Below are 20,217 nucleotides of genomic sequence, written 5' to 3'. Positions count from 1 at the left end.
GGCCACGCCGCGAAAGCGCCGCATCGAGCGAGCGTCCCCGCCAGCCCCGCCCCCTCACCCCGGAGGGGAGAGGGAGAAACGGCCGGCTGCCGGGGCGAGGGAGAGACGGGCGAGCGGAGGCGCACCGATGAAGAAGTGGCTCAAGCGCCTCGCCATCGCCCTCGTCGCGCTGCTGCTCCTCGCGGCGGTGGCCCTGTGGTGGCTGCTGGGCACCGGCAGCGGCCTGCGCTTCGCGCTGGCGCGCGCCAGCGGCTTCACCGACGGCGCGCTCAGCGTGCAGCAGGCGGACGGCCGGCTGCTCGGCCCGCTGCGCCTGCGCGGCATCCGCTACGCCGGCAAGGACGGGCTGCGGGCCACCGTCGGCAGCGCCTCGCTGGACCTGCGCTTCTGGCCGCTGCTGGCCAGGCGCGTGCACGTGCTGGACCTCGCCGTGGAGGACGTCGTCGTCGCCCTGCCGAAGGCACCGCCGCAGCCGGAGGAACAGAACGGCCCCTTCTCGCTGAAGCCGCCGGTGGACCTGCTGCTGGATCGCGTGCACGTGGGCAAGGTGGCGATCCGCCAGGACGGCCAGCCGCTGTTCGCCTCCGACAGCCTGGACCTGGCCGGCCGCTGGACCGCCGCCGGCATCGCGCTGAAGCAGCTCAGGCTGCGCGCGCCCGACGGCAGCGCCGACCTCGCCGGCGAGGTGGCGCTGGACCGCGGCTACCGCGGCGACGGCAACGCCCGCTTCGCCTGGAAGCTGGCCGGCACCGGCTACGCCGGCACGCTGGCCGCGCACGGCGACGGCAAGCGCAGCCACTTGCAGCTCGACCTGAGCGCGCCGACGCCGGCGCAGCTCGTGCTGGACCTCGCGCAGGACGACCGCTACGCCTGGACCGCCACGCTGAAGGCGCCGCGCTTCGATCCCAAGCCGCTGCTCGGCGAAAGTTCGCTGACCGCGCTGGCGGTGGACCTGCGCGGCAGCGGCGACCGCCGCGGCGGCACGTTGCAGGGCCGGCTCGCCCTCAACGACTACCAGCTGCAATTGCAGCCGCTGCGCGCGCACTTCAGCGACGACTACAAGACCCTGCAGCTGGACGCGCTCACGCTCGGCTCGCCGCAGGTCAAGGGCCGGGTGAACGCCAGCGGCACGCTGCACCTGGACGCGCAGCCGCTGGGCGGCGCGCTGCGGCTGGCCTGGCAGGACGTGCAGCTGCCGCCGGAACTGGCCGGCCAGGCGCTGGCCAGCCACGGCCAGCTCGACGCCAGCGGCAACGCCGACCGGTTCCACGCCGCCGGCGACGTCGCCATCGGCCCGCCCGGCAAGCTCGCGCAGCTCACCCTCGACCTCGACGGCACGCCGCAGCGCATCGCGCTCAACGCGCTCGCGCTCAAGCAGCCGCAGGGCGGCCTCGACCTCAAGGGCGAACTGGTGCTGCAACCGGCGCTGGCCTGGCAGCTCGACGCCAAGGCCAGGGCCTTCGACCCCGGCCAGCTGTTCGCCGGCTGGAACGGCGCCATCGACGCCGACCTCGGCACCCGCGGCTCGCTGCCGCAGAGCGGCCCCGACGCCACGCTGGAACTGCGCAGGCTGGACGGCCGCCTGCGCGAGCGCGCGCTGCGCGGCAGCGGCACGCTGCACCTGTCGCCCGCCCGCGTGGTGGACGGCCGGCTGGAGCTCGCCTCCGGCGGCAGCACCATCCGCCTCGACGCCAGGCCCGGCGCCAGCAACGACGTGCAGCTCAGGCTCGCCGTCGCCTCGCTGGCCGACTGGCTGCCGGACGCCGCCGGACGCCTGCAGGGCGACTTCCGCCTCAAGGGCCTGTGGCCCAGGCTCGCCGTGGACGGACGTCTGGACGGCCAGACGCTTTCCTACCATGGCCAGACCGTGGACGGCCTGCACCTGACCGCGCACCTGCCCGACCTCAGCGCGCCCGGCGGCCAGCTCGACCTGGTCGCCACCGGCACGCACGCGGGCGGGCTGGCGTTCCAGCGCATCGCGCTCGACGGCGACGGCACCCAGGCCAGGCACCAGCTGAAGCTGGACGCGCAGGGCAGCCAGCTCTCGCTGCATCTCGCGCTGGCCGGCGGCATGCAGGGCCAGGCGTGGAACGGCACGCTGTCCGCGCTGGACCTGGAGCCGCAGGGCCTGCCGCGCTGGCGCCTGCAGCAGCCGGCGCGGCTGCGCTGGAACGACGGCGCGGCCAGCCTGTCCGAGCTGTGCCTCAGCGCGGGCGACCCGCTGCTGTGCGTGAGCGCCACCCAGGACAAGGCCGGCAACCTCGACGCCGGCTACCGCCTGCGCGCGCTGCCGCTGGCCCTGCTGCTCAACGCCAGCGGCAACGCCGAGCTGCCGCTGCGCGTGGACGGCACGCTGCAGGGCGACGGCCGCATCCGCCGCAACGCCGCCGGCGCGCTCAGCGGCAGCGCCACGCTGGGCTCGGCGCAGGGCTCGGTCACCTACACCGACCATGCCGAGGCGCCGCTGCTGACCTGGCGCGGCCTCGCCGTCGACGCCCAGCTCGGCCCCGACCGCCAGCAGGCCACGTTGCGCGCCGAGCTGGACCACGGCGGTCGCATCGACGGCCAGTTCGCCGTGGGCGGCGCGCAGCGCGCGCTGAGCGGCCAGCTCACGCTGCACGTGGGCAGCCTCGCCGCACTGGAGCTGTTCACCAGCGAGCTGGCCAACGTCAAGGGCAGCCTCGACGGCAGTTTCCGCTTCGGCGGCACGCTGGACGAGCCGCAGCTCACCGGCCAGGCCAGCGTGGCCGGCTTCGCCGGCGAGGTGCCCTCGCTCGGCCTCAAGCTCGGCGAAGGCCGGCTGGTCGCCGGCACCCAGGGCGCGCAGCAGCTGGTGCTGGACGGCAGCGTGCATTCCGGCCGCGGCCAGCTTGCGGTGGGCGGCACGGTGGGGCTGGGCGAAGGCGCCGCCACCGCGGTGACCCTCAAGGGCAAGCAGTTCACCGCGGCCGACATCCCCGCCGCCAAGGTGGAGATCAGTCCCGACCTGGTGGTGCGGCAGGACGCCAAGGGCATCAATGTCGGCGGCAGCGTGCTGCTGGACAGCGCCGACGTGAACGTGGAGAAGCTGCCCGGCGCCGGCGCCACCCAGGCCTCGCCCGACGTGGTGGTGGTCGACCAGCAGAAGCAGGAAGAGGCGGCCAAGCAGCTGCCGCTGAACGCGCAGGTCAAGGTGGACCTGGGCCGGCGCACGCACCTGATCGGCTTCGGCCTCGACGGCCGGCTCAGCGGCACGCTCACCGTGAGCGAGCGGCCCGGCCGCGACACCACCGGCCAGGGCCAGGTGGCGGTGGACGGCACCTACAAGGCCTACGGCCAGGACCTGCACATCGAGCGCGGCCAGCTGCTGTTCGCCAGCACGCCGATCGACAACCCCGGCCTCAACATCCGCGCGGTGCGCAAGCTCAACCCCAACGCCACCATCGACGAGGGGCAGGAAGTGGGCCTGCTGGTCTCCGGCACCGCGCAGCGGCCGGTGCTCACGGTGTTCTCCAACCCGGTGATGGAGCAGTCCGACGCGCTGTCCTACCTGATCACCGGCAAGCCGCTGTCGCAGGTGAAGGGCGGCGAGGGCAACATGGTGGGCGCCGCGGCGCAGGCGCTGGGCTCGGCGGCGGGCGACCTGCTGGCCAAGAGCATCGGCTCGAAGATCGGCGTGGACGAGATCGGCGTGTCCAGCAACGAGGCGCTGGGCGGCAGCTCGGCCTTCACCGTGGGCAAGTACCTCTCGCCGCGGCTGTACCTGAGCTACGGCGTGGGCCTGTTCGAGCCGGGCGAGGTGATCACCCTGCGCTACCGCCTGAGCCGGCGCTGGAACTTCGAGGCGCAGAACGCCACCGAGTTCAGCCGCGCGAGCCTGAACTACCGCATCGAGCGCTGAGAAAGCCGCCCTGCAACCGGAGACTTCCCGCCCGGCCTGCCGGACATTGGACGGGCGAACCCGCCCGCCGCGTTCGCCTCCTCTCCCCGCCGGGGCACGCGGGGAGGCGCCATGGATGGCGCCGGCTTTGAGGAGCGAGGAGAGGATCGAGGTGAGGGGCCACGCCCGCGATGGCATCCGTCGAAACTCGCTTCGAAACGGCGCGCCACCCCCGCATGCCTTCCCCCCCGCGCCGATCCGCGACGCTTCGACCCCAAGGTTTCACCGCAACGTCATGGATGCCGTTGCAAGTTCGGGGGGATGCACCGGCCGCGGCAGCGCGGCTTCCCACTGGCTTCAAGGAGGCAGACCCGCCATGAGCATCTTCGGCACCATCCTCGACAAGATCTTCCACCACGGCGGCGACGCCGCCGCCGCCCCCGCGCCCGCCCCGGCCGCCCCGCCGCAGGACGCTTCTTCCGCGCCGCCGGCGCCGGCCGCCGCGCCCGCCCCCGCGCCGCAGCCGGTGGACGTGGAAGCGGTCCTCACCAGGCTCGCCGAGGCCAAGGGCCGGCCCAGCGACTGGCGCCACTCCATCGTCGACCTGCTGAAGCTGCTCGACCTGGATTCCAGCCTCGCCGCGCGCAAGGAACTGGCCGGCGAGCTGAACGTGCACGTGGCCGCCGACGGCAGCGCGGAGCAGAACCTCGCCCTGCACAAGGCGGTGATGCAGAAGCTGGCCGAGAACGGCGGCAAGGTGCCGGACAGCCTGCGGCACTGAACGCGCCGCGCCGCCGGCAGCCCTGCCCCGTCCGTCATCCCCGCGCAAGCGGGGATCCAGCGACTTCCCTCCAAGGTCCGAAGGCACTGGACGGCTTGCCGCCGCACTCCCGCGCGGGGCCGCGCCCTCGGCCGCCCGGCGCGCGCAAGCCCGCCTTTGTCCTGCCCCCGCAGGCAGGGCGGCCTTGCGCCCTCAGCGCGGCACGGGCTCCGCCGCCGGCAGGCCGGCGATCATCGCCTGCGCCAGCCGGCCGTAGTCGCCGCCCATGTGGTGGTCGCCGGCCATCGCGTGCACGCGCACCCACGGCGGCAGGCGCGGGTCGGTGCAGATGGTGTCGTCGGCCTCGTCGGTGCCGTAGTAGCACTCCACCGGCGGGTGCGCGCCCAGCGCCAGCAGCGGCGGCAGCGCGGGATAGTGCGGCACCGGCTTGAGCCGTTCCTGGATCGACTTCAGCATCGACTGCAGCCAGCCCAGCCGCTGCTGCATGTAGCCCTCCAGCTCGATCTCGAAGTTGAGGTCCTGCGTGGGCGAGAGCAGCACCAGCTGCGCGATGCGCGCGCGGTGCTCGTGCCGCAAGTGCCCGATCACCGTGGGCAGCACGTCGGCGCCGAAGGAGAAGCCGACGAACCACAGCCGCCGCTTGTGCAGGGCCGCCAGCTGCGCGTCGAGCAGCGCGTCCAGCTCGCGCGCGGTGCGCCCGGCCGAGCCGCCGTGCCAGTAGTACTCCAGCATGCTCACGCCCACCACCGGGATGCCGCGCGCGTTGAGCTGCTCGCCGAGCTGCTTGTCCAGGTCGCGCCAGCCGCCGTCGCCGGAGAACACCACCGCCAGCACGTCGCCGCGCCCGGCCAGCGGCGTCACGCCCGCGGGCGCCGGCAGCACCACGCTGGCCTCGGCCAGCGTCGGATGCGACCACGGCCGCCACGCCAGCACGCCGGCCACGGCCAGCAGCGCCAGGACCAGTGCGATCCGCCTCGGCCATCGCCTCATCGGCGCACCACTCCGGCAAGGCCGCCGGCGATCAGGCCGGCCACGTTGGCCAGCACCACCGGCAGCGCGACGCCGGCCGGCACGGCGAGATAGCGCGGCTCCCACTCGGGGTCGAACTTGTCCTTGTAGCGGTGCAGGCCGCGGAAGTTGTAGAAGCGCTCGCCGCGGCCGAACACCAGCGCGCCGAAGCGCATCCACAGCGGCGCCAGCCGGCGGTTCTGCAGGCCCGACAGCGGCGCCATGCCGAGGTTGAACCAGCGGTAGCCTTCCGAGCGCGCCCACTGCATCAGCTCCACGAACAGGTAGTCCATCAGGCCGGCGGGGCCGTCGGGCACGTGCCGCATCAGGTCCACCGAGGCCTCCTCCTTGGTCTCGCACAGCAGCAGGTTGGCGAAGGCCACCGGCTCGCCGCCCTGCCAGACCACCGCCATCGGCGTGCGCGCCAGGTAGGCCGGGTCGAACGCGCCCAGCGAGAAGCGCTTCTCGCGCACGCGCTTGTCGCGCAGCCAGGCGTCGGAGACGGGCCTGAGCCGCGGCAACAGCGCGCCCACCCGCTCGGCCGGCACGATCTCCAGCGCGAGCCCCTCGCGGTGCAGGCGGTTGACCGTGTTGCGCAGCACCTTCTTCGACTTGCCGTCGAGGTTGAAGCGGTCCAGCGGCACGCGCGCCTCCTCGCCGATCTTCAGCAGGCGCATGCCCACCTCCAGGTACAGGTCCAGGTCCTGCGGGCGCACCTGGTAGAACACCGGCCAGCCGCCGGCGCGCTCGGACAGCTCGCGGAAGCTCCACACCAGCTCGCGCCGCGCCGCCTCGTCCGCGCCCACCGGGTCGCCCAGCGCCACCCAGCTGCGCCCTTCCACCGCGTACATCACGAAGGCGCGGTCGTGCGCGTCGAACAGCAGCGACTTGTCGCCCATCAGCGCCAGCTGCGCCTGGGTCGAGGGAAAGCGCCCGAGCAGCGGCAGCGCGCGCTCCAGCTCCGCCCCGGTGGGCGGCTGCGGGCGCGGGCGCGCGGCGCGGATCAGGTGCGCCGCGGCGAACAGCAGGCCCACCGCCGCCGCGCCCACCAGCGCGCGCAGCGCGCGCGGCGCGCCGCCGTAGCGGAAGGAGAATTCCCACCACATGCTGCTGTCGTACTCCACGTGCCGGTAGCTGAAGGCCACCAGCCAGCCCGCGCAGACCAGCACCGCGACGATCGCGGCGATCCAGCCCGCCGAGAAGCTGGTGCCGAACAGCGAGGCGCGCCGGTAGAACTGCCGGTGCGCCGGCGCCAGCGCCAGCGCCAGCAGGAGCAGCAGCGCGGCCTCCTCGTAGTCGATGCCCTTGAGCAGCGAGAACACCGCGCCGGCCACCAGCAGCACCAGGGTCAGCACGTAGGCCGCGTCCAGCCGGCGCTGCAGGCCGCGGGCCAGGATCAGCAGCAGCATGCCGATCACGCTGGCCATGAAGTGCGAGACCTCCAGCAGCGGCAGCGGCACCACCTCGCGCAGCACCGCCATGCGCCCCGGCAGGCCCAGCGTGGCGCCGGAGAACAGCAGGATCGCGCCGCACACCAGGGTCAGCCCGGCGAACAGCGGCGGCAGCAGCGCGGTGAACCACGGCGCCAGCAGCGCGCGCCGGCGCAGGCCGCGCGCCTCGCGCAGCGTCACCAGCACGGCGGCCGCGCACAGCGGCAGCAGGTAGTAGACGATGCGGAACGCCGCCAGCGAGCCGAGGATCGGCGCCGCCAGCGCCTGCTGCCCGCTGGCGCCGAAGCCGGCCAGCATCACCGTCTCGAACACGCCCAGGCCGCCCGGCACGTGGCTGACCAGCCCGGCCAGCTGCGCCAGCACGAAGATCGCCAGGAAGTGCCCGAAGCCGCCGGCGACCGCCTCCGGCATCAGCACGTACAGCACGCCGGCGGCCAGGCCCCAGTCCAGCGCGCCCACCAGCACCTGGCGCAGCGCCTGCGCCGGCGGGGGCGGCGCCAGCCGCCAGCGGCCCAGCCCCAGCGGCCGCCGCCACAGCAGGCGGCCGCCGATCCACAGCAGCGGGATCGCGGCGAGCAGGACGCCCAGCGGCCGGCCCGCGGCGGCGAACGGCAGCCCCGGCGGCACCGGCACCAGCAGCAGGGTGACGCCGGTCAGCGCGCACAGGCCCAGCCAGAACGCCGTGGTCGTGTACAGCACCACCCTGGCGATCTCGGCGTTGCCCAGGCCCGCCTGCATGTAGAAGCGGTAGCGGATCGAGCCGGACACCAGCAGCGCCATGCCCAGCGTGTTGCTGAAGGCGTAGCTGACGAAGGCGATCAGGCTGACCCGCCGGTACGGCAGCGGGCGGCCGATGGCGCGCAGCGCGAAGCGGTCGTACAGCGTCGTCACCGCGTAGCCCAGCACGGTCAGCAGCACCGCCAGCGCGACCTGCCCGTGGCCGAGCTGGTGGAAGTAGCCGCGCACCTCGCGGTAGCTCACCTCGGCCAGCAGCCGGTGCAGCGCCCACAGCGCCAGGCACAGCACCGCCACCGAGAACAGCGGCCCGGCCCAGCGGCGCAGCAGCGCCGGCAGCCCGGCCCGGACCGCCGCCTCCGCCGCCTTTTCTGCCGTCACCGGCCGCTCCACGCGCGTGCCACTCCGCGCGGCGCCGCGCGCCGCCTGTTCAAGGGACCGCGCATTCTAGCGGCTGATCGCACCGCCTTGCGCCGTTCCCCTGCGGCGCTCCGCCGCGTGGCGGCCGGCTTCAGCGCCTCGAGACCTCCCGAGGAAGAGCGGCAGGACGAATCGCGGGCGGGTGCGGAGGCAACGCTCGGCCGTTGGCGGTCCTGCGCCGGGTCGATCGCGGCCATCGCCCCACTCCGCGCTCCCCAAAAGCTGGCGCCTCCCCGCGTGCCGTCGCTCCTCCTTGGCCTGCGCGCAAGCAGAGTTCCCGGCCCGGGGGCACGGAGAGATCGTGAGCAGGCGTTCAGGCCACGCCCAGCCCGGCGATGGCGGTGGCCGCCTGCGCGCCGAAGCCGGCCAGCTCGGCGAAGCGGCGGCCGCGCTCGGCGTAGTCCTTGAACTGGTCGAAGCTGGGCGCGCCCGGCGAGAGCAGCACCACGCCGCCGGCCGGCGTCACCGTGCGCGCCATCGCCACCGCGTCGGCGAAATCCTCCGCCTCGCCCAGCGGCACGCCGGCCTTCGCCCGGCGCAGCGCCTGCGCGATGCGCGGCCCGTTGGCGCCCTGCGCCACGATGCGCAGGCGCGCGCGGTCCTTCGCCGCGGCCACGAAGTCCGACCAGTCCAGGCCGCGGTCGTGGCCGCCCACGATCACCGTGACCTCGCGTCCGCCCAGGCTGTCCAGCGCGGCCAGCGTGGCCTGCGGGGTGGTGCTGATCGAGTCGTTGATCCAGTCGAGGCCGTCGCGCTCGCCCAGCGGCTGCAGGCGGTGCGGCAGCGGGCGGAAGCTCGCCAGCGCCGGCGCGGCGGCGGCGGCGTCCAGGCCCAGCGCCTCCAGCGCGGCCAGCGCGGCGCAGGCGTTGAGCGCGTTGTGCAGGCCCGGCGCGGGCAGCGCGGCGAGCTCGAACACCGCCGCGTCGCCGCGGCGGATCGTGCCGTCCGCCACGTGCCAGCCCGCGGCCGTGCCGAACGGCAGGCGATGCGGATGCGCCGCGGTGCGTTCCAGCAGGTTCGGCTGCGTGCCGTTGACCAGCAGCGTGCGCGCGGCGTCGGCCAGCTTCAGCTTGTCCGCCACGTAGCGCTCGCGCGAGCCGTGCCAGTCCAGGTGCTCCTCGTACAGGCTGGTGACCACGCCCAGTTCCAGCGGGCCGGCCTCGCCGGTCTGGAAGCTGGACAGCTCGACCGCCCACAGCTCGGCGCGCTCGTCCAGCAGCTCCAGCAGCGGCAGGCCGATGTTGCCGGCCAGCGCGGTGCGCACGCCCAGGTGCCGCGCCAGGTGCGCGAGCAGCGCGGTGGTGGTGCTCTTGCCCTTGGTGCCGGTGACCGCGGCCACGCGCGCGTCCGGGTTCTCCGCGAACCACAGCGCCGTGCCGGAGGTGAACCGCGTGCCCTGCGCCTGCGCGGTGACGACCGCCGGCCTGTAGGCGGAGATGCCCGGCGACTTCACCACCACGTCGTAGGCCGACAGCGCCACCGCCTCGGGCTCGTGGCCGTACACGGTGAGCGCCGGATCGAAGGCGCGCGCGTCGGCGGCCTCGTCCTCGCGGCAGTACAGCGCCAGCGGCAGCGCCGGCAGGCGCGCGCGCAGCGCGCGGATCGCCGCGCGTCCCTCGCGGCCGAAGCCCCAGACCGCGACGCGCCTGCCCGCCAGCTCGGCGATGCGCATCAGCCGATGGCCTTCAGCGCGGGCCGCAGGCGCGCCGGCACGCGGTGCTCGGGCGAGGGCCGCAGCCACGGCTCCAGCGCCAGCCGCGCGGCGTCCAGCTGCGGCAGGATCTCGCCGCGGAAGCGTGCCACCAGCGCGTCCTCCTGCCATTCCGGGCGCTCGCCCAGCGCGTGCATCGCCGCGCGCGCCTCGGCGCCCTCGCCCACGCACTCGAACGGCTTGTGGTCCTTGTATTCCAGCAGCGCGTCGAAGCCGGCGGCCTGCGTCTCGTCGTCCAGCAGGTTGCGGCCGAAGATGGCGAGCAGCCGCGGCTTGGGCAGGAACGGCGCCAGCGCGAGGAACACGAAGTGGCACTTCGGGCACTGCCCGCACCAGCGGTCGGCCGGCCTGGGGCCGAGGATGCGGAAGTTGCGGTTGCAGCTGGAGAACACGTCGAAATACTGCGGCAGGCGCGCGAACGCGCGGGTGATCGCCAGCTCCGAGTACGGGCGCAGCAGCGAGCAGTAGTCGAGGTCGGCGGCCACGTGCGCGTGCAGCCAGTCGGCCAGCATCGCCTCGAAGGCGTAGCCCTTGCTCCACTGGTGGTTCACCTGCTGGCCCTCGTACTCCAGCGTGGCGACCGAGGCGGAGCGCTCGTTGGCGAAGGCGATCGAGTCGTAGCCGTAGAGGATCGCGGCCACCGCGAGGATCGCCGAGTTCACCGCGGTGACCGGGATGTGCCCGTTCCACGCGCCGCGCTGGTTGAGCTCGAACAGGCCGGGCGCCAGCTCGCGCTGGATGTTGAGCTGCGGCAGGCCGGTGCGCTCGGCGCAGGCGGCGATCAGCGGCGAGTTGCCCACCCATGCGGCGGTGGCCTCGCCGCCGATGGACTTGATCGCCTCCACCGCGACCAGCGAGTCCTTGCCGCCGCCGATGGGGACGAGGGTGCGCCTGGGCAGGTCCAGCGACGGGGCTTGCCGCGCGTCCGGCTTGCGGCCCTCCCCGGCCTGCGGCGAGGTTGGCCCCTCACCCCGGCCCTCTCCCCGGAGGGGAGAGGGCGCAGAGCCGACGCGCGGGAAAGCGATGCGGCCGCGCAGGTCCAGGCCGTTGCGGTAGGCGAACTCGGCCAGGCCGTGCAGGTACAGCGCGTCGAGCAGGTCGGCGGTGTCCGCGTCCAGCGGGCCGTCGGCCACCTCGATCTTAGGCGGCACGCCGGCCTTGTAGTAGCTCACGCCGGCGACCAGGTGCAGCAGCTTCAGCGCGGCGTCGAACGCCGCCTGCCGCGCGGCCGGCAGCGGCGGCGCGGCGGGGAAGCGGATGCGCTCGACCAGCGGCTCGCCGTCGTCGAAGGCATACGCCAGCTCGGCCACGCCGTCGGCGTAGCGCGCGTGCAGGAAGCGGAACGCCTGAGTCAGGCGCGGTTGGATGGTCGTCGTCACTCTCTCAAGTCTCCCGCGAACCCTGCTCCCTCTCCCCTCCGGGGAGAGGGTCGGGGTGAGGGGCCGGGCTTGCCAAGGCTTCCAGAATCGCCTCGAGCACGCCCTCGATATCCGTCAACACGTCATTGTCCCAGAAACGCAGCACGCGGTAGCCCAGGTTTTCCAACTTGCGCGTGCGTACCTCATCGTAGGCCATCTGCCCGTCGCGCTGGCTGCCATCCAGCTCCACCACCAGCGCCGCGTCCGGACAGGCGAAATCGACGATATAGCGGTCGATCTCGTGCTGGCGGCGGAATTTCCAGCCTTGCGGTTGCCGGTTGCGCAGGCGACGCCATAGATGTTGCTCCGCGTCCGTCTGCTTCGTGCGCAAGCTGCGCGCCCGGTCCACGTTGATGCGCTTCATCCTTGAAGGCTCCATCCATTGGAGTTTGTCGCAAGAGCGGCCCCTCACCCCAACCCTCTCCCCGGAGGGGAGAGGGAGCAGCGTGAGGTAGTTTGGGCGCGGTCAGTCGTCCAGTACGACCTCCTCGGTCTCGCCGCGCAGGTTGTACGGCGAGGACATCACCTTGCCGTAGGCGCCGGTCTGCGCGATCAGCATCACGTCGCCCTCCCGCGGTTCCGGCAGGCGGCGGTCGCTGCCCAGCACGTCGCCGCTCTCGCAGATCGGGCCGACCACCTGGAACAGGCCGGTGGCCGGTTCGTCCAGCCGCGTGAGGTTGGCGATCTCGTGCCAGGCGTCGTACAGCGCCGGGCGGATCAGGCTGTTCATGCCGGTGTCCACGCCGAGGTAGCGCCAGCCTCCCTTGCCCTTGGTCTGGGTGACGCGCGCCAGCAGCACGCCGGCGTCCGCCACCAGGTAGCGGCCCGGCTCCATCCACAGCGCGTAGTGCGGATAGGCCGCCTTGACCTTGCGCAGCACCGCGTCCAGCGCGGCCAGGTCCAGCCGCGCCTCGCCCGGGTGCGAGGGCACGCCGAGCCCGCCGCCGATGTTGAGGAAGGCGACGCTGCCGATGCGCTCGGCCAGCGCGGCGAGCTGGCCGTACACCTCGCCCCAGTGGCCGGGGTCGAGGATGCCCGAGCCCAGGTGCGCGTGCAGGCCGCGCACGGCGACGCCGTGCGCGTCGGCATGGCGCAGGAAGGCGTCGAGCTGCTCCACCGGCAGGCCGAACTTGCTGCCGCTGCCGCCGGTGCGCACCTTCTCGTGGTGGCCCAGGCCGCGCCCCAGGTCCACGCGCAGCGAGATCTCGCGGCCGCGGAACAGCTCGCCCCAGTGCTCGATCGGGTACAGCGCGTCCAGCGTGACGGTGGCGCGCGTGGCCAGGCCGCGCTCGAAGTCCGCGCGCGCGGCGAAGTTGGGCGTGAACAAGAGCGGCGCGCTCTCCGGCACCGCGGCGGCCACCGCCGCCAGCTCGCCCGGCGAGACGCACTCGAAGGCGAAGCCCTCCTGCGCCAGCGCGCGCAGGATCGCCGGGTGCGTGTTGGCCTTCACCGCGTAGTGCAGGCGGTCCACCGCGGCGAGCGATTTCAGCTCCCGCGCCTGCCGGCGCACCGTGGGCAGGTGGTAGACGTAGCGCGGCGTGGCCTCGGCGGCGAGCGCCAGCAGGCGTTTGCGCTGCGCCGGCTCGCGCCACCACGCCTCGGCCGGCGGCGGCGCCTCGCCGCTGCCGTACAGGCTCTGCCAGCTCGGCCCGAACAGCGCCGCGTCGTCGGTGCGCAGCGCGCCGGCGGCGATCAAGAGCTCGTGCAGGTGCGGCAGCAGCTCGTCCACCACGTTCTCGTCCACCACGAAGGTGAGGTTGAGATTGTTGGACGACTGCGAGATCAGGTGCACGCGCAGCTGGCCGAACTCGGCCAGCACGCTGGACAGCGTGTGCAGCATCGAGCGCATGCCGCGGCCGACCAGGGTGATCGCCGCGCACGGCGCGATCACCTTGACCCGGCACACCTTGGCCAGGTCGGCGGCCAGCGCGGCCACGGCGTCGGAATCGAGCAGGTTCTCGGTGGGGTCGAGCGAGACGGTGACGTTGGTCTCGGCCGAGCCGATCAGGTCCACCGACAGGCCGTGCCGCTTGAAGTGGGCGAACACGTCGGCGAGGAAGCCGACCTGCTGCCACATGCCCACCGACTCCATCGACACCAGGGTGATGCCCTTGCGCGCGCTGATCGCCTTCACGCTGGGCGCGTGCTCGCGCACTTCCGGGCCGATCACCGTGCCTTCGAGCTCCGGCCGGTTGGTGTCCTTCACCAGCAGCGGCACGCGCGGCTCGCGCAGCGGCGACAGGCAGCGCGGGTGCAGCACCTTGGCGCCGGTGGAGGCGATCTCCTGCGCCTCCTCGTAGTCCAGCTTCTGCAGCAGGCGCGCGCCCGGTACCTGGCGCGGGTTGGCGGTGAACATGCCGGCCACGTCGGTCCAGATCTCCACGCGCGCGGCCTTGAGCAGCGCGCCGAAGTAGGACGCCGAGGTGTCCGAGCCGCCGCGGCCGAGCAGCACCGTGCGCCCTGCCGCCTCGCGCGCGATGAAGCCCTGGGTGATGAACACCTCGCCCTGCGCGGCCAGCCGCGCGGCGAGCGCGGGGTCGGGCCGCGCCTCGACCATCGCCGAGAGCAGCTTGGTGCGCTCGTTCTGGTTGGGCAACGCCGCCGCGGCGAGGCAGTCGCGCGCATCCACCCACGCCGTGGGCAGGCCGCTCTCGCTGAGGAAGGCCGCGCCCAGCGCGCTGGACATCAGCTCGCCGTGCGCCTGCACCAGCGCCGACCAGGCCAGCTCGCCCATTGCCGCCGGCCCCTGCTCGGCCAGCCGCGCCAGCTCGTCCAGGCGCGCGCCGAGCGCGGCCGGCAGCGGCAGCTGCATGTGCGCGAGCAGGTCGTAGTGGCGTTGCGCGATCGCGCCGGCCGCCGCCCTGCGCTTGTCCTGGTCGCCCTCGCTGCACAGCTGTTTCAGCGCGTCGGTGATGCCGGTGAGCGCGGACACGACCACCAGCACGCGCGCGCCCTCGGCGCGGCGGCTGGCGACCAGCTCGCGGATGTTCTGCCAGCGCGGCAGGGTGGCGACACTGGTGCCGCCGAACTTCATCACGATCCAGGGGGCGTCCGCAGGCAGCGGCGCGGGGGCGTTGGAGGTCACGGGTCTGGGGTTGGTCGGCGGGGAAAGGCAATTCCGCCAGTGTTGCGCTGCGGCACGCCGAATGCAATGGGGCGGCGGCGCGCGGCGTTTGGACGTTTAGACATCCGCAGCGCCCCGAGACTTGCCCCCTCTCCCCTCCGGGGAGAGGGCCGGGGCGTGGGGACGCACTGGCGATGCGCTTCCGCGAGCCCCACCCCTCACCTCAATCCTCTCCCCACAGGGGAGAGGAGGCGCAGTAGCCAACACCGCCGCGAGGCTTATGCGAATACGGGTTGCGCCCTCTCCCCTCCGGGGAGAGGGCCGGGGCGTGGGGACGCACTGGCGATGCGCTTCCGCGAGCCCTGCCCCTCACCTCAATCCTCTCCCCGCAGGGGAGAGGAGGCGAGGTGCCGTGCGGGTCCGCGGCCCCGGACCTCCCCGCATCCTGCAGAGGGCAGCCCGCTTGGGGCTTCATTCGATTGCTACGGGAATCTTGCCGATCCGCGCCTGCCACTCGCGCGGCCCGGTCTGGTGCACCGAGGTGCCGGCGCTGTCCACCGCCACGGTGACCGGCATGTCCTTCACCTCGAACTCGTAGATCGCCTCCATCCCCAGGTCCTCGAAGGCCAGCACCCGCGACGCCTTGATCGCCTTGGACACCAGGTAGGCCGCGCCGCCCACCGCCATCAGGTACACCGCCCGGTTGTCGCGGATCGCCTCGATCGCCGCCGGGCCGCGCTCGGCCTTGCCGACCATGCCGAGCAGGCCGGTGCGCTCCAGCATCGGGCGGGTGAACTTGTCCATGCGCGTGGCGGTGGTGGGGCCGGCCGGGCCGACCACCTCGTCGCGCACCGGGTCGACCGGGCCCACGTAGTAGATGAAGCGGTTGGTGAAGTCCACCGGCAGCCGCTCGCCGCGGCCGAGCATGTCCACCATGCGCTTGTGCGCGGCGTCGCGGCCGGTGAGCAGCTTGCCGGTGAGCAGCAGCACCTCGCCCGGCTTCCAGCCCGCCACCTCCTCGCGCGTCACCGTGTCCAGGTCCACGCGGCGGCCCTTGCCGGCGTCGTAGGTGAGCCTGGGCCAGTCCTCCAGCGAGGGCGGGTCGAGCGCGACCGGGCCGGAGCCGTCCAGGGTGAAGTGCGCGTGGCGGGTGGCGGCGCAGTTGGGGATCATCGCCACCGGCAGGTTGGCGGCGTGGGTCGGGTAGTCCTTGATCTTGACGTCCAGCACGGTGGTGAGGCCGCCCAGGCCCTGCGCGCCGATGCCCAGCGCGTTGACCTTCTCGTACAGCTCGATGCGCAGCTCCTCGATGCGGTTCGACGGCCCGCGCGCGATCAGCTCCTGGATGTCGATGGGCTCCATCAGCGACTCCTTGGCCAGCAGCATCGCCTTCTCGGCGGTGCCGCCGATGCCGATGCCGAGCATGCCCGGCGGGCACCAGCCGGCGCCCATGGTCGGCACGGTCTTGAGCACCCAGTCGACGATGGAGTCGGAGGGATTGAGCATCACGAACTTGCTCTTGGCCTCCGAACCGCCGCCCTTGGCGGCCACGATCACGTCCAGCCTGTCGCCCGGCACCACCGAGACGTTGACGACCGCCGGCGTGTTGTCCTTCGTGTTGAGGCGCCGGCCGGCCGGGTCGGCCAGCACGCTGGCGCGCAGCCGGTTGTCCGGGTCGTTGTAGGCGCGGCGCACGCCCTCGTTGACCATGTCCTCCACGCTCATCGTGGCGCCGTCCCAGCGCACGTCCATGCCGATCTTCAGGAACACGGTGACGATGCCGGTGTCCTGGCACAGCGGGCGGTGCCCTTCGGCGGCCATGCGCGAGTTGATCAGGATCTGCGCCATCGCGTCCTTCGCGGCGGGCGACTCCTCGCGCTCGTAGGCGGCGGCCAGGCTCCTGATGTAGTCGACCGGGTGGTAGTAGCTGATGTACTGCAGGGCGTCGGCGACGGACTGGATCAGGTCGTCTTGCTTGATGATGGTCATGGCGATGGCTTGACGGGGACGTGCGGGAAGCGCCGCGGCCGGCGCAAAAACGGCCCATTGTGCCGCAGCCGGCCCGGCGCGGCCAAACCGCGGCGGCGCGGGGCCGCGCGCCCGCAGACGGGAAATGCGCGGCGGCTTATGCCGGGACGCAGCCCCGCATCCACCGATCGGCATTTGCGCGCGCCGCCCCGGCAGATTAGGGTGGCCGCAGCGGCGCAACGCCGGTCGTCAGGGGGGCTGACGACGTCGCTGGGGAAAGACTTTTTTCGTGACTCGCTTGCGGCTTGCGCCGGGATGCGATGCCGTGCCCGTCCCTCCGCGGCGGCCGGCGGCCGCCCCTGCGCCAGCCCTGACCACTTTCAGGGAGAACGCACATGCTCGTGAAATCGCACCGGAAGGCTCTTTCCATCGCGCTGGCGGCCCTGCTCGCCGGCGCCGCCGCCTCGGCCGCGGCGACCGGCCTGCAGGAGGAACTCGACCAGGGCCTGGCGGCCAGCGACCAGAAGGTCACCGTCAGCCTGGTGCTGCGCCTGCGCGACCAGGCCGCGCTGGAGGCCTACGCCCAGCAGACCGCCACCCCCGGCAGCCCCTACTTCCAGAAGTTCCTCAGCACCGCCGAGTTCGCCCGGCGCTACGGCGCCACCGACGCGCAGATCAAGCGCGTGCAGGATTTCCTCGCCAGGCAGGGCCTGCAGGGCGAGGTGCTGGACAACCACATGGTGATCTCGGTCAGCGGCACGATCGGCCAGTTCAGCCAGCTGTTCGGCACCCCGATCCACACCTACGTGTCGCGCAACGGGCGGCGCTTCCACCGCCCGGCCAGGCCGCTGGCCATTCCGGTCGGGCTGGGCGACAGCGTGCTGACGGCGAGCGGCCTCAGCAACGAGCGGCAGTTCCTGCCGCACCACACCACCGCGCCGCGCACGGTCAACCTGACGGTGCGCAACCAGCCCACCGCGCTGCGCGCGCAGACCGCGACGGCCGCCGCCGGCAACCCCACCTCCACCGGCATCCCCGGCGAGTACACCGTGGGCGACGTGGCCGACTTCTACAACATCAACCCGCTGTACCAGCGCGGCATCACCGGCAAGGGCTCGACCGTGGCGATCGTGACCCTGGCCAACTTCGACCCGGCCGACGCGCAGGCGTACTGGGACGCGATCGGGCTGCAGACCAAGCCCAACCGCATCTCCCAGGTGCACGTCGACGGCGGCGGCGGCAGCAACGGCAGCGACGAGACCACGCTGGACGTGCAGCAGGCCGGCGGCCTGGCGCCGCAGGCCGACATCATCGTGTACGACGCGCCCAACGCCGGCTCCGGCTTCGTCGACGCCTTCGCCCGCGCGGTGTCGGACAACAAGGCCGACAGCATCTCCACCAGCTGGGGCCTGGCGGAGATCTTCAACTTCGCCGCGCTGAACGGCGGCAACGCGCACGACACCAGCGACGTGGGCGACCTGCAGGCCTACCACCAGATCTTCCTGGAGGCCGCCGTGCAGGGGCAGTCGCTGTTCGCCGCCAGCGGCGACTCCGGCGCCTACGACACCGTGCGCCCGCTGGGCACCGGCGACGGCCCCGGCGAGTTCAGCGCGCCGCTGACGGTGGACTCGCCCGCCTCCGACCCGTACATCACCGCCGCCGGCGGCACCACCGTGCCGGTGAAGTTCGTCGATTCGGCCGGCGACGTGGTGCTGTCGATCGACAAGGAAAGCGTATGGGGCTGGGACTACCTGCTGCCCTTCGTGCCCAGCCGCGACACGGTGTTCTCGGTGGGCGGCGGCGGCGGCGTCAGCGTGTACTGGCGCACGCCGCTGTACCAGCTGTTCACCAACGGCGTGCGCCTGAGCGAGAAGAACCAGTCGCTGGTCTACAACGACCCGGACAGCGGCCCGTACACCTACCTCAAGCTGCCCGCCCGCTTCGCCGGCCGCAACGTGCCGGACGTCGCGCTGAACGCCGACCCGGAGACCGGCTACCTGCTCTACTGGCAGGGCGGCTTCTACAGCTCCGGCGGCACCAGCTTCGTGGCGCCGCAGCTCAACGGCATCAGCGCGCTGCTGAAGCAGAGCACGCACCACCGCATCGGCCTGTGGAACCCGCGCCTGTACCTGCTGCAGGGCCTGTTCGGCTACGGCAAGTGGTCGGCCTTCGACAAGGTCACCACCGGCGACAACTGGTTCTACTACGGCGAGCCGCGCTACAACCCCGGCGCCGGCCTGGGCACGCTGAACGTGGCGAACCTGGACCTGTTCCTGCGCAGCGGCTTCTGAGCCTCCCGCGGCCGGCCCGCGCTCCGCGGGCCGGCCGCCTTGCCTCCCGTCCCCGGCGATGCCATGGTCTGGCGCCTTCCCGCTCCGGAACGCGCCATGCCCCGCTCCCGCCGCTTCATGCAGCTCGACGTGTTCTCCCGCCGCCTGCTCGGCGGCAACCCGCTGGCGGTGGTGATCGACGGCGACGGGCTGGACGCGGCGACCATGCAGGCGTTCGCCCGCTGGACCCATCTTTCCGAGACCACCTTCCTGCTGCCGCCCGCCACGGCGGCGGCCGACTACCGCGTGCGCATCTTCACCCCGCGCCAGGAGCTGCCCTTCGCCGGCCATCCCAGCGTGGGCAGCGCCTACGCCGCGATCGAGGCCGGCCTGGTGCCGGCCGGCCAGTCCACGCTGGTGCAGGAATGCGCCGCCGGGCTGCTGCCGGTGCATGTGGAAGGCGACGGCGCGGGGCGCATCGTGCACGTGCAGGCGCCGCCGGCGCGCGTGCACGCCGTGGCCGCGGAAACCCGGCAGGCGCTGGACCGCGCCCTGCACGGCCTGCCCGCGGCGGCGCGGCTGCAGCGCGTCGACAACGGCCCGCACTGGCTGCTCTGCGACCTGCGCGAGGCCGCCCGCGTGCGCGCGCTGCGGCCGGACCTGCCGGCGGTCGCCGCGCTGTGCCAGGCGCAATCGGCCATCGGCGTGGCCGTGTTCGGCCGCGAGACCGGCGGCGGCGCGGCGATGGCGGTGCGCGCCTTCTGCCCCGCCGACGGCATCCCCGAGGACCCGGTCACCGGCAGCGCCAACGCCGCGATCATGGCGATGCTCGCCGCCGCGGGCGACCCGGACGGCTATGGCCTGCGCTACCGCGCCAGCCAGGGCCGCGAGGTGGACTGCGACGGCTACGTGGACGTGGCGCGCGACGCGGCCACCGGCGCGATCACCATCGGCGGCGCCTGCGCCGTGGGCGTGCGCGGCGAGCTGCGGCTGTAGCGACGGCGGGGCCGGAGACGCGCCCGCGCGGGTGGTGTCCACCGTGGCGCATCGATCCATCGCGGCGCGTCGAAGAGGCACTGGATGCCCGCTTGCGCGGGAATGACGGAACGTGGGGGGCGCGTATCCGGGCGGTGGTTACCGGGCTTTCCACCGCATCCGCCGCGGCAGCGATTCACCGCGGTGCGTCGAAAGAGGCGCTGGATGCCCGCTTGCGCGGGAATGACGGAACGTGGGGGGCACGTATCCGGGCGGTGGTTACCGGACTTTCCACCGCATCCGCCGCGGCAGCGATTCACCGCGGTGCGTCGAAAGAAACGCTGGATGCCCGCTTGCGCGGGATGACGGAACGTGGGGGGCGCGTATCCGGGCGGTGGTTACCGGGCTTTCCACCGCATCCGCCGCGGCAGCGATTCACCGCGGTGCGTCGAAAGAGGCGCTGGATTCCCGCTTGCGCGGGAATGACGAGGCGTGTGGAGTGCGTCTCTGCGGCGACTCCTGACCCTCCCTCGACGTCATTCCCGCGCAAGCGGGAA

General features: G+C 73.3%; 11 protein-coding genes. 4 read left to right on the top strand and 7 right to left on the bottom strand.

The annotated features are described in order from the left end of the window. Nucleotides 1–127: 127 nt before the first annotated feature. Both C7456_RS13655 and C7456_RS13650 read left to right on the top strand, forming a co-directional pair. On the top strand, nt 128–3,880 hold the full coding sequence (locus C7456_RS13655) for a translocation/assembly module TamB domain-containing protein (RefSeq protein WP_109724376.1): 3,753 nt from the start codon (nt 128–130) through the stop codon (nt 3,878–3,880). 355 nt (nt 3,881–4,235) lie between these two features. Then, the gene (locus tag C7456_RS13650; protein ID WP_109724375.1) at nt 4,236–4,640 is read left to right on the top strand and encodes a DUF3597 domain-containing protein; all 405 of its coding nucleotides are present in this window, start codon (nt 4,236–4,238) and stop codon (nt 4,638–4,640) included. 192 nt (nt 4,641–4,832) lie between these two features. On the opposite strand, the gene C7456_RS13645 is transcribed toward C7456_RS13650, so the two are convergent. The 7 genes from C7456_RS13645 to C7456_RS13615 all read right to left on the bottom strand — a co-directional run bounded on the left by C7456_RS13645 (nt 4,833) and on the right by C7456_RS13615 (nt 16,436). Next, nucleotides 4,833–5,630, bottom strand: a complete 798-nt coding sequence (locus C7456_RS13645; protein WP_109724374.1) for an AcvB/VirJ family lysyl-phosphatidylglycerol hydrolase — start codon at nt 5,628–5,630, stop codon at nt 4,833–4,835. Next, nucleotides 5,627–8,215: a bifunctional lysylphosphatidylglycerol flippase/synthetase MprF gene (gene mprF / locus C7456_RS13640; protein ID WP_245889875.1), complete on the bottom strand. Its 2,589-nt coding sequence runs from the start codon at nt 8,213–8,215 to the stop codon at nt 5,627–5,629. Before mprF ends, C7456_RS13645 begins: the two co-directional genes overlap by 4 nt. Before the next feature lie 352 nt (nt 8,216–8,567). Beyond that, nucleotides 8,568–9,926 (bottom strand): UDP-N-acetylmuramoyl-L-alanine--D-glutamate ligase, encoded by a 1,359-nt coding sequence (gene murD / locus C7456_RS13635; protein WP_109724373.1) that lies wholly within the window; start codon nt 9,924–9,926, stop codon nt 8,568–8,570. Beyond that, nucleotides 9,926–11,344, bottom strand: coding sequence for a UDP-N-acetyl-alpha-D-muramoyl-L-alanyl-L-glutamate epimerase (murL, locus tag C7456_RS13630; RefSeq protein ID WP_109724372.1), 1,419 nt, complete (start codon nt 11,342–11,344; stop codon nt 9,926–9,928). The genes murD and murL overlap by 1 nt, the downstream gene beginning before the upstream one ends. Nucleotides 11,345–11,348: 4 nt before the next feature. After that, complete coding sequence (locus C7456_RS13625; RefSeq protein ID WP_109724371.1) at nt 11,349–11,747, bottom strand: endonuclease domain-containing protein; 399 nt, start codon at nt 11,745–11,747, stop codon at nt 11,349–11,351. 102 nt (nt 11,748–11,849) lie between these two features. Continuing rightward, on the bottom strand, nt 11,850–14,468 hold the full coding sequence (locus C7456_RS13620) for a bifunctional aspartate kinase/diaminopimelate decarboxylase (protein WP_281268533.1): 2,619 nt from the start codon (nt 14,466–14,468) through the stop codon (nt 11,850–11,852). A gap of 450 nt (nt 14,469–14,918) precedes the next feature. After that, nucleotides 14,919–16,436: a fumarate hydratase gene (locus tag C7456_RS13615; RefSeq protein ID WP_109724370.1), complete on the bottom strand. Its 1,518-nt coding sequence runs from the start codon at nt 16,434–16,436 to the stop codon at nt 14,919–14,921. A gap of 374 nt (nt 16,437–16,810) precedes the next feature. On the opposite strand from C7456_RS13615, the gene C7456_RS13610 reads away from it, so the two are divergent. Beyond that, complete coding sequence (locus C7456_RS13610; RefSeq protein WP_109724369.1) at nt 16,811–18,706, top strand: S53 family peptidase; 1,896 nt, start codon at nt 16,811–16,813, stop codon at nt 18,704–18,706. Between the two features lie 96 nt (nt 18,707–18,802). Beyond that, nucleotides 18,803–19,681 (top strand): PhzF family phenazine biosynthesis protein, encoded by an 879-nt coding sequence (locus tag C7456_RS13605; RefSeq protein WP_109724368.1) that lies wholly within the window; start codon nt 18,803–18,805, stop codon nt 19,679–19,681. Nucleotides 19,682–20,217: the final 536 nt, after the last annotated feature.

The sequence above is a fragment of the Fulvimonas soli genome (assembly GCF_003148905.1).
GTDB classification, from domain to species: Bacteria; Pseudomonadota; Gammaproteobacteria; order Xanthomonadales; family Rhodanobacteraceae; genus Fulvimonas; species Fulvimonas soli.
This window is presented reverse-complemented; position numbering and strand designations above follow the sequence as displayed.

Excerpts from the sequence above, each read along its gene's own strand:
- C7456_RS13655 (WP_109724376.1), top strand. The coding sequence starts at position 128 with ATGAAGAAGTGGCTCAAGCGCCTCGCCATCGCCCTCGTCGCGCTGCTG.
- C7456_RS13650 (WP_109724375.1), top strand. The coding sequence starts at position 4,236 with ATGAGCATCTTCGGCACCATCCTCGACAAGATCTTCCACCACGGCGGC.
- C7456_RS13645 (WP_109724374.1), bottom strand. The coding sequence starts at position 5,630 with ATGAGGCGATGGCCGAGGCGGATCGCACTGGTCCTGGCGCTGCTGGCC.
- murD (WP_109724373.1), bottom strand. The coding sequence starts at position 9,926 with ATGCGCATCGCCGAGCTGGCGGGCAGGCGCGTCGCGGTCTGGGGCTTC.
- C7456_RS13625 (WP_109724371.1), bottom strand. The coding sequence starts at position 11,747 with ATGAAGCGCATCAACGTGGACCGGGCGCGCAGCTTGCGCACGAAGCAG.
- C7456_RS13615 (WP_109724370.1), bottom strand. The coding sequence starts at position 16,436 with ATGACCATCATCAAGCAAGACGACCTGATCCAGTCCGTCGCCGACGCC.
- C7456_RS13610 (WP_109724369.1), top strand. The coding sequence starts at position 16,811 with ATGCTCGTGAAATCGCACCGGAAGGCTCTTTCCATCGCGCTGGCGGCC.
- C7456_RS13605 (WP_109724368.1), top strand. The coding sequence starts at position 18,803 with ATGCCCCGCTCCCGCCGCTTCATGCAGCTCGACGTGTTCTCCCGCCGC.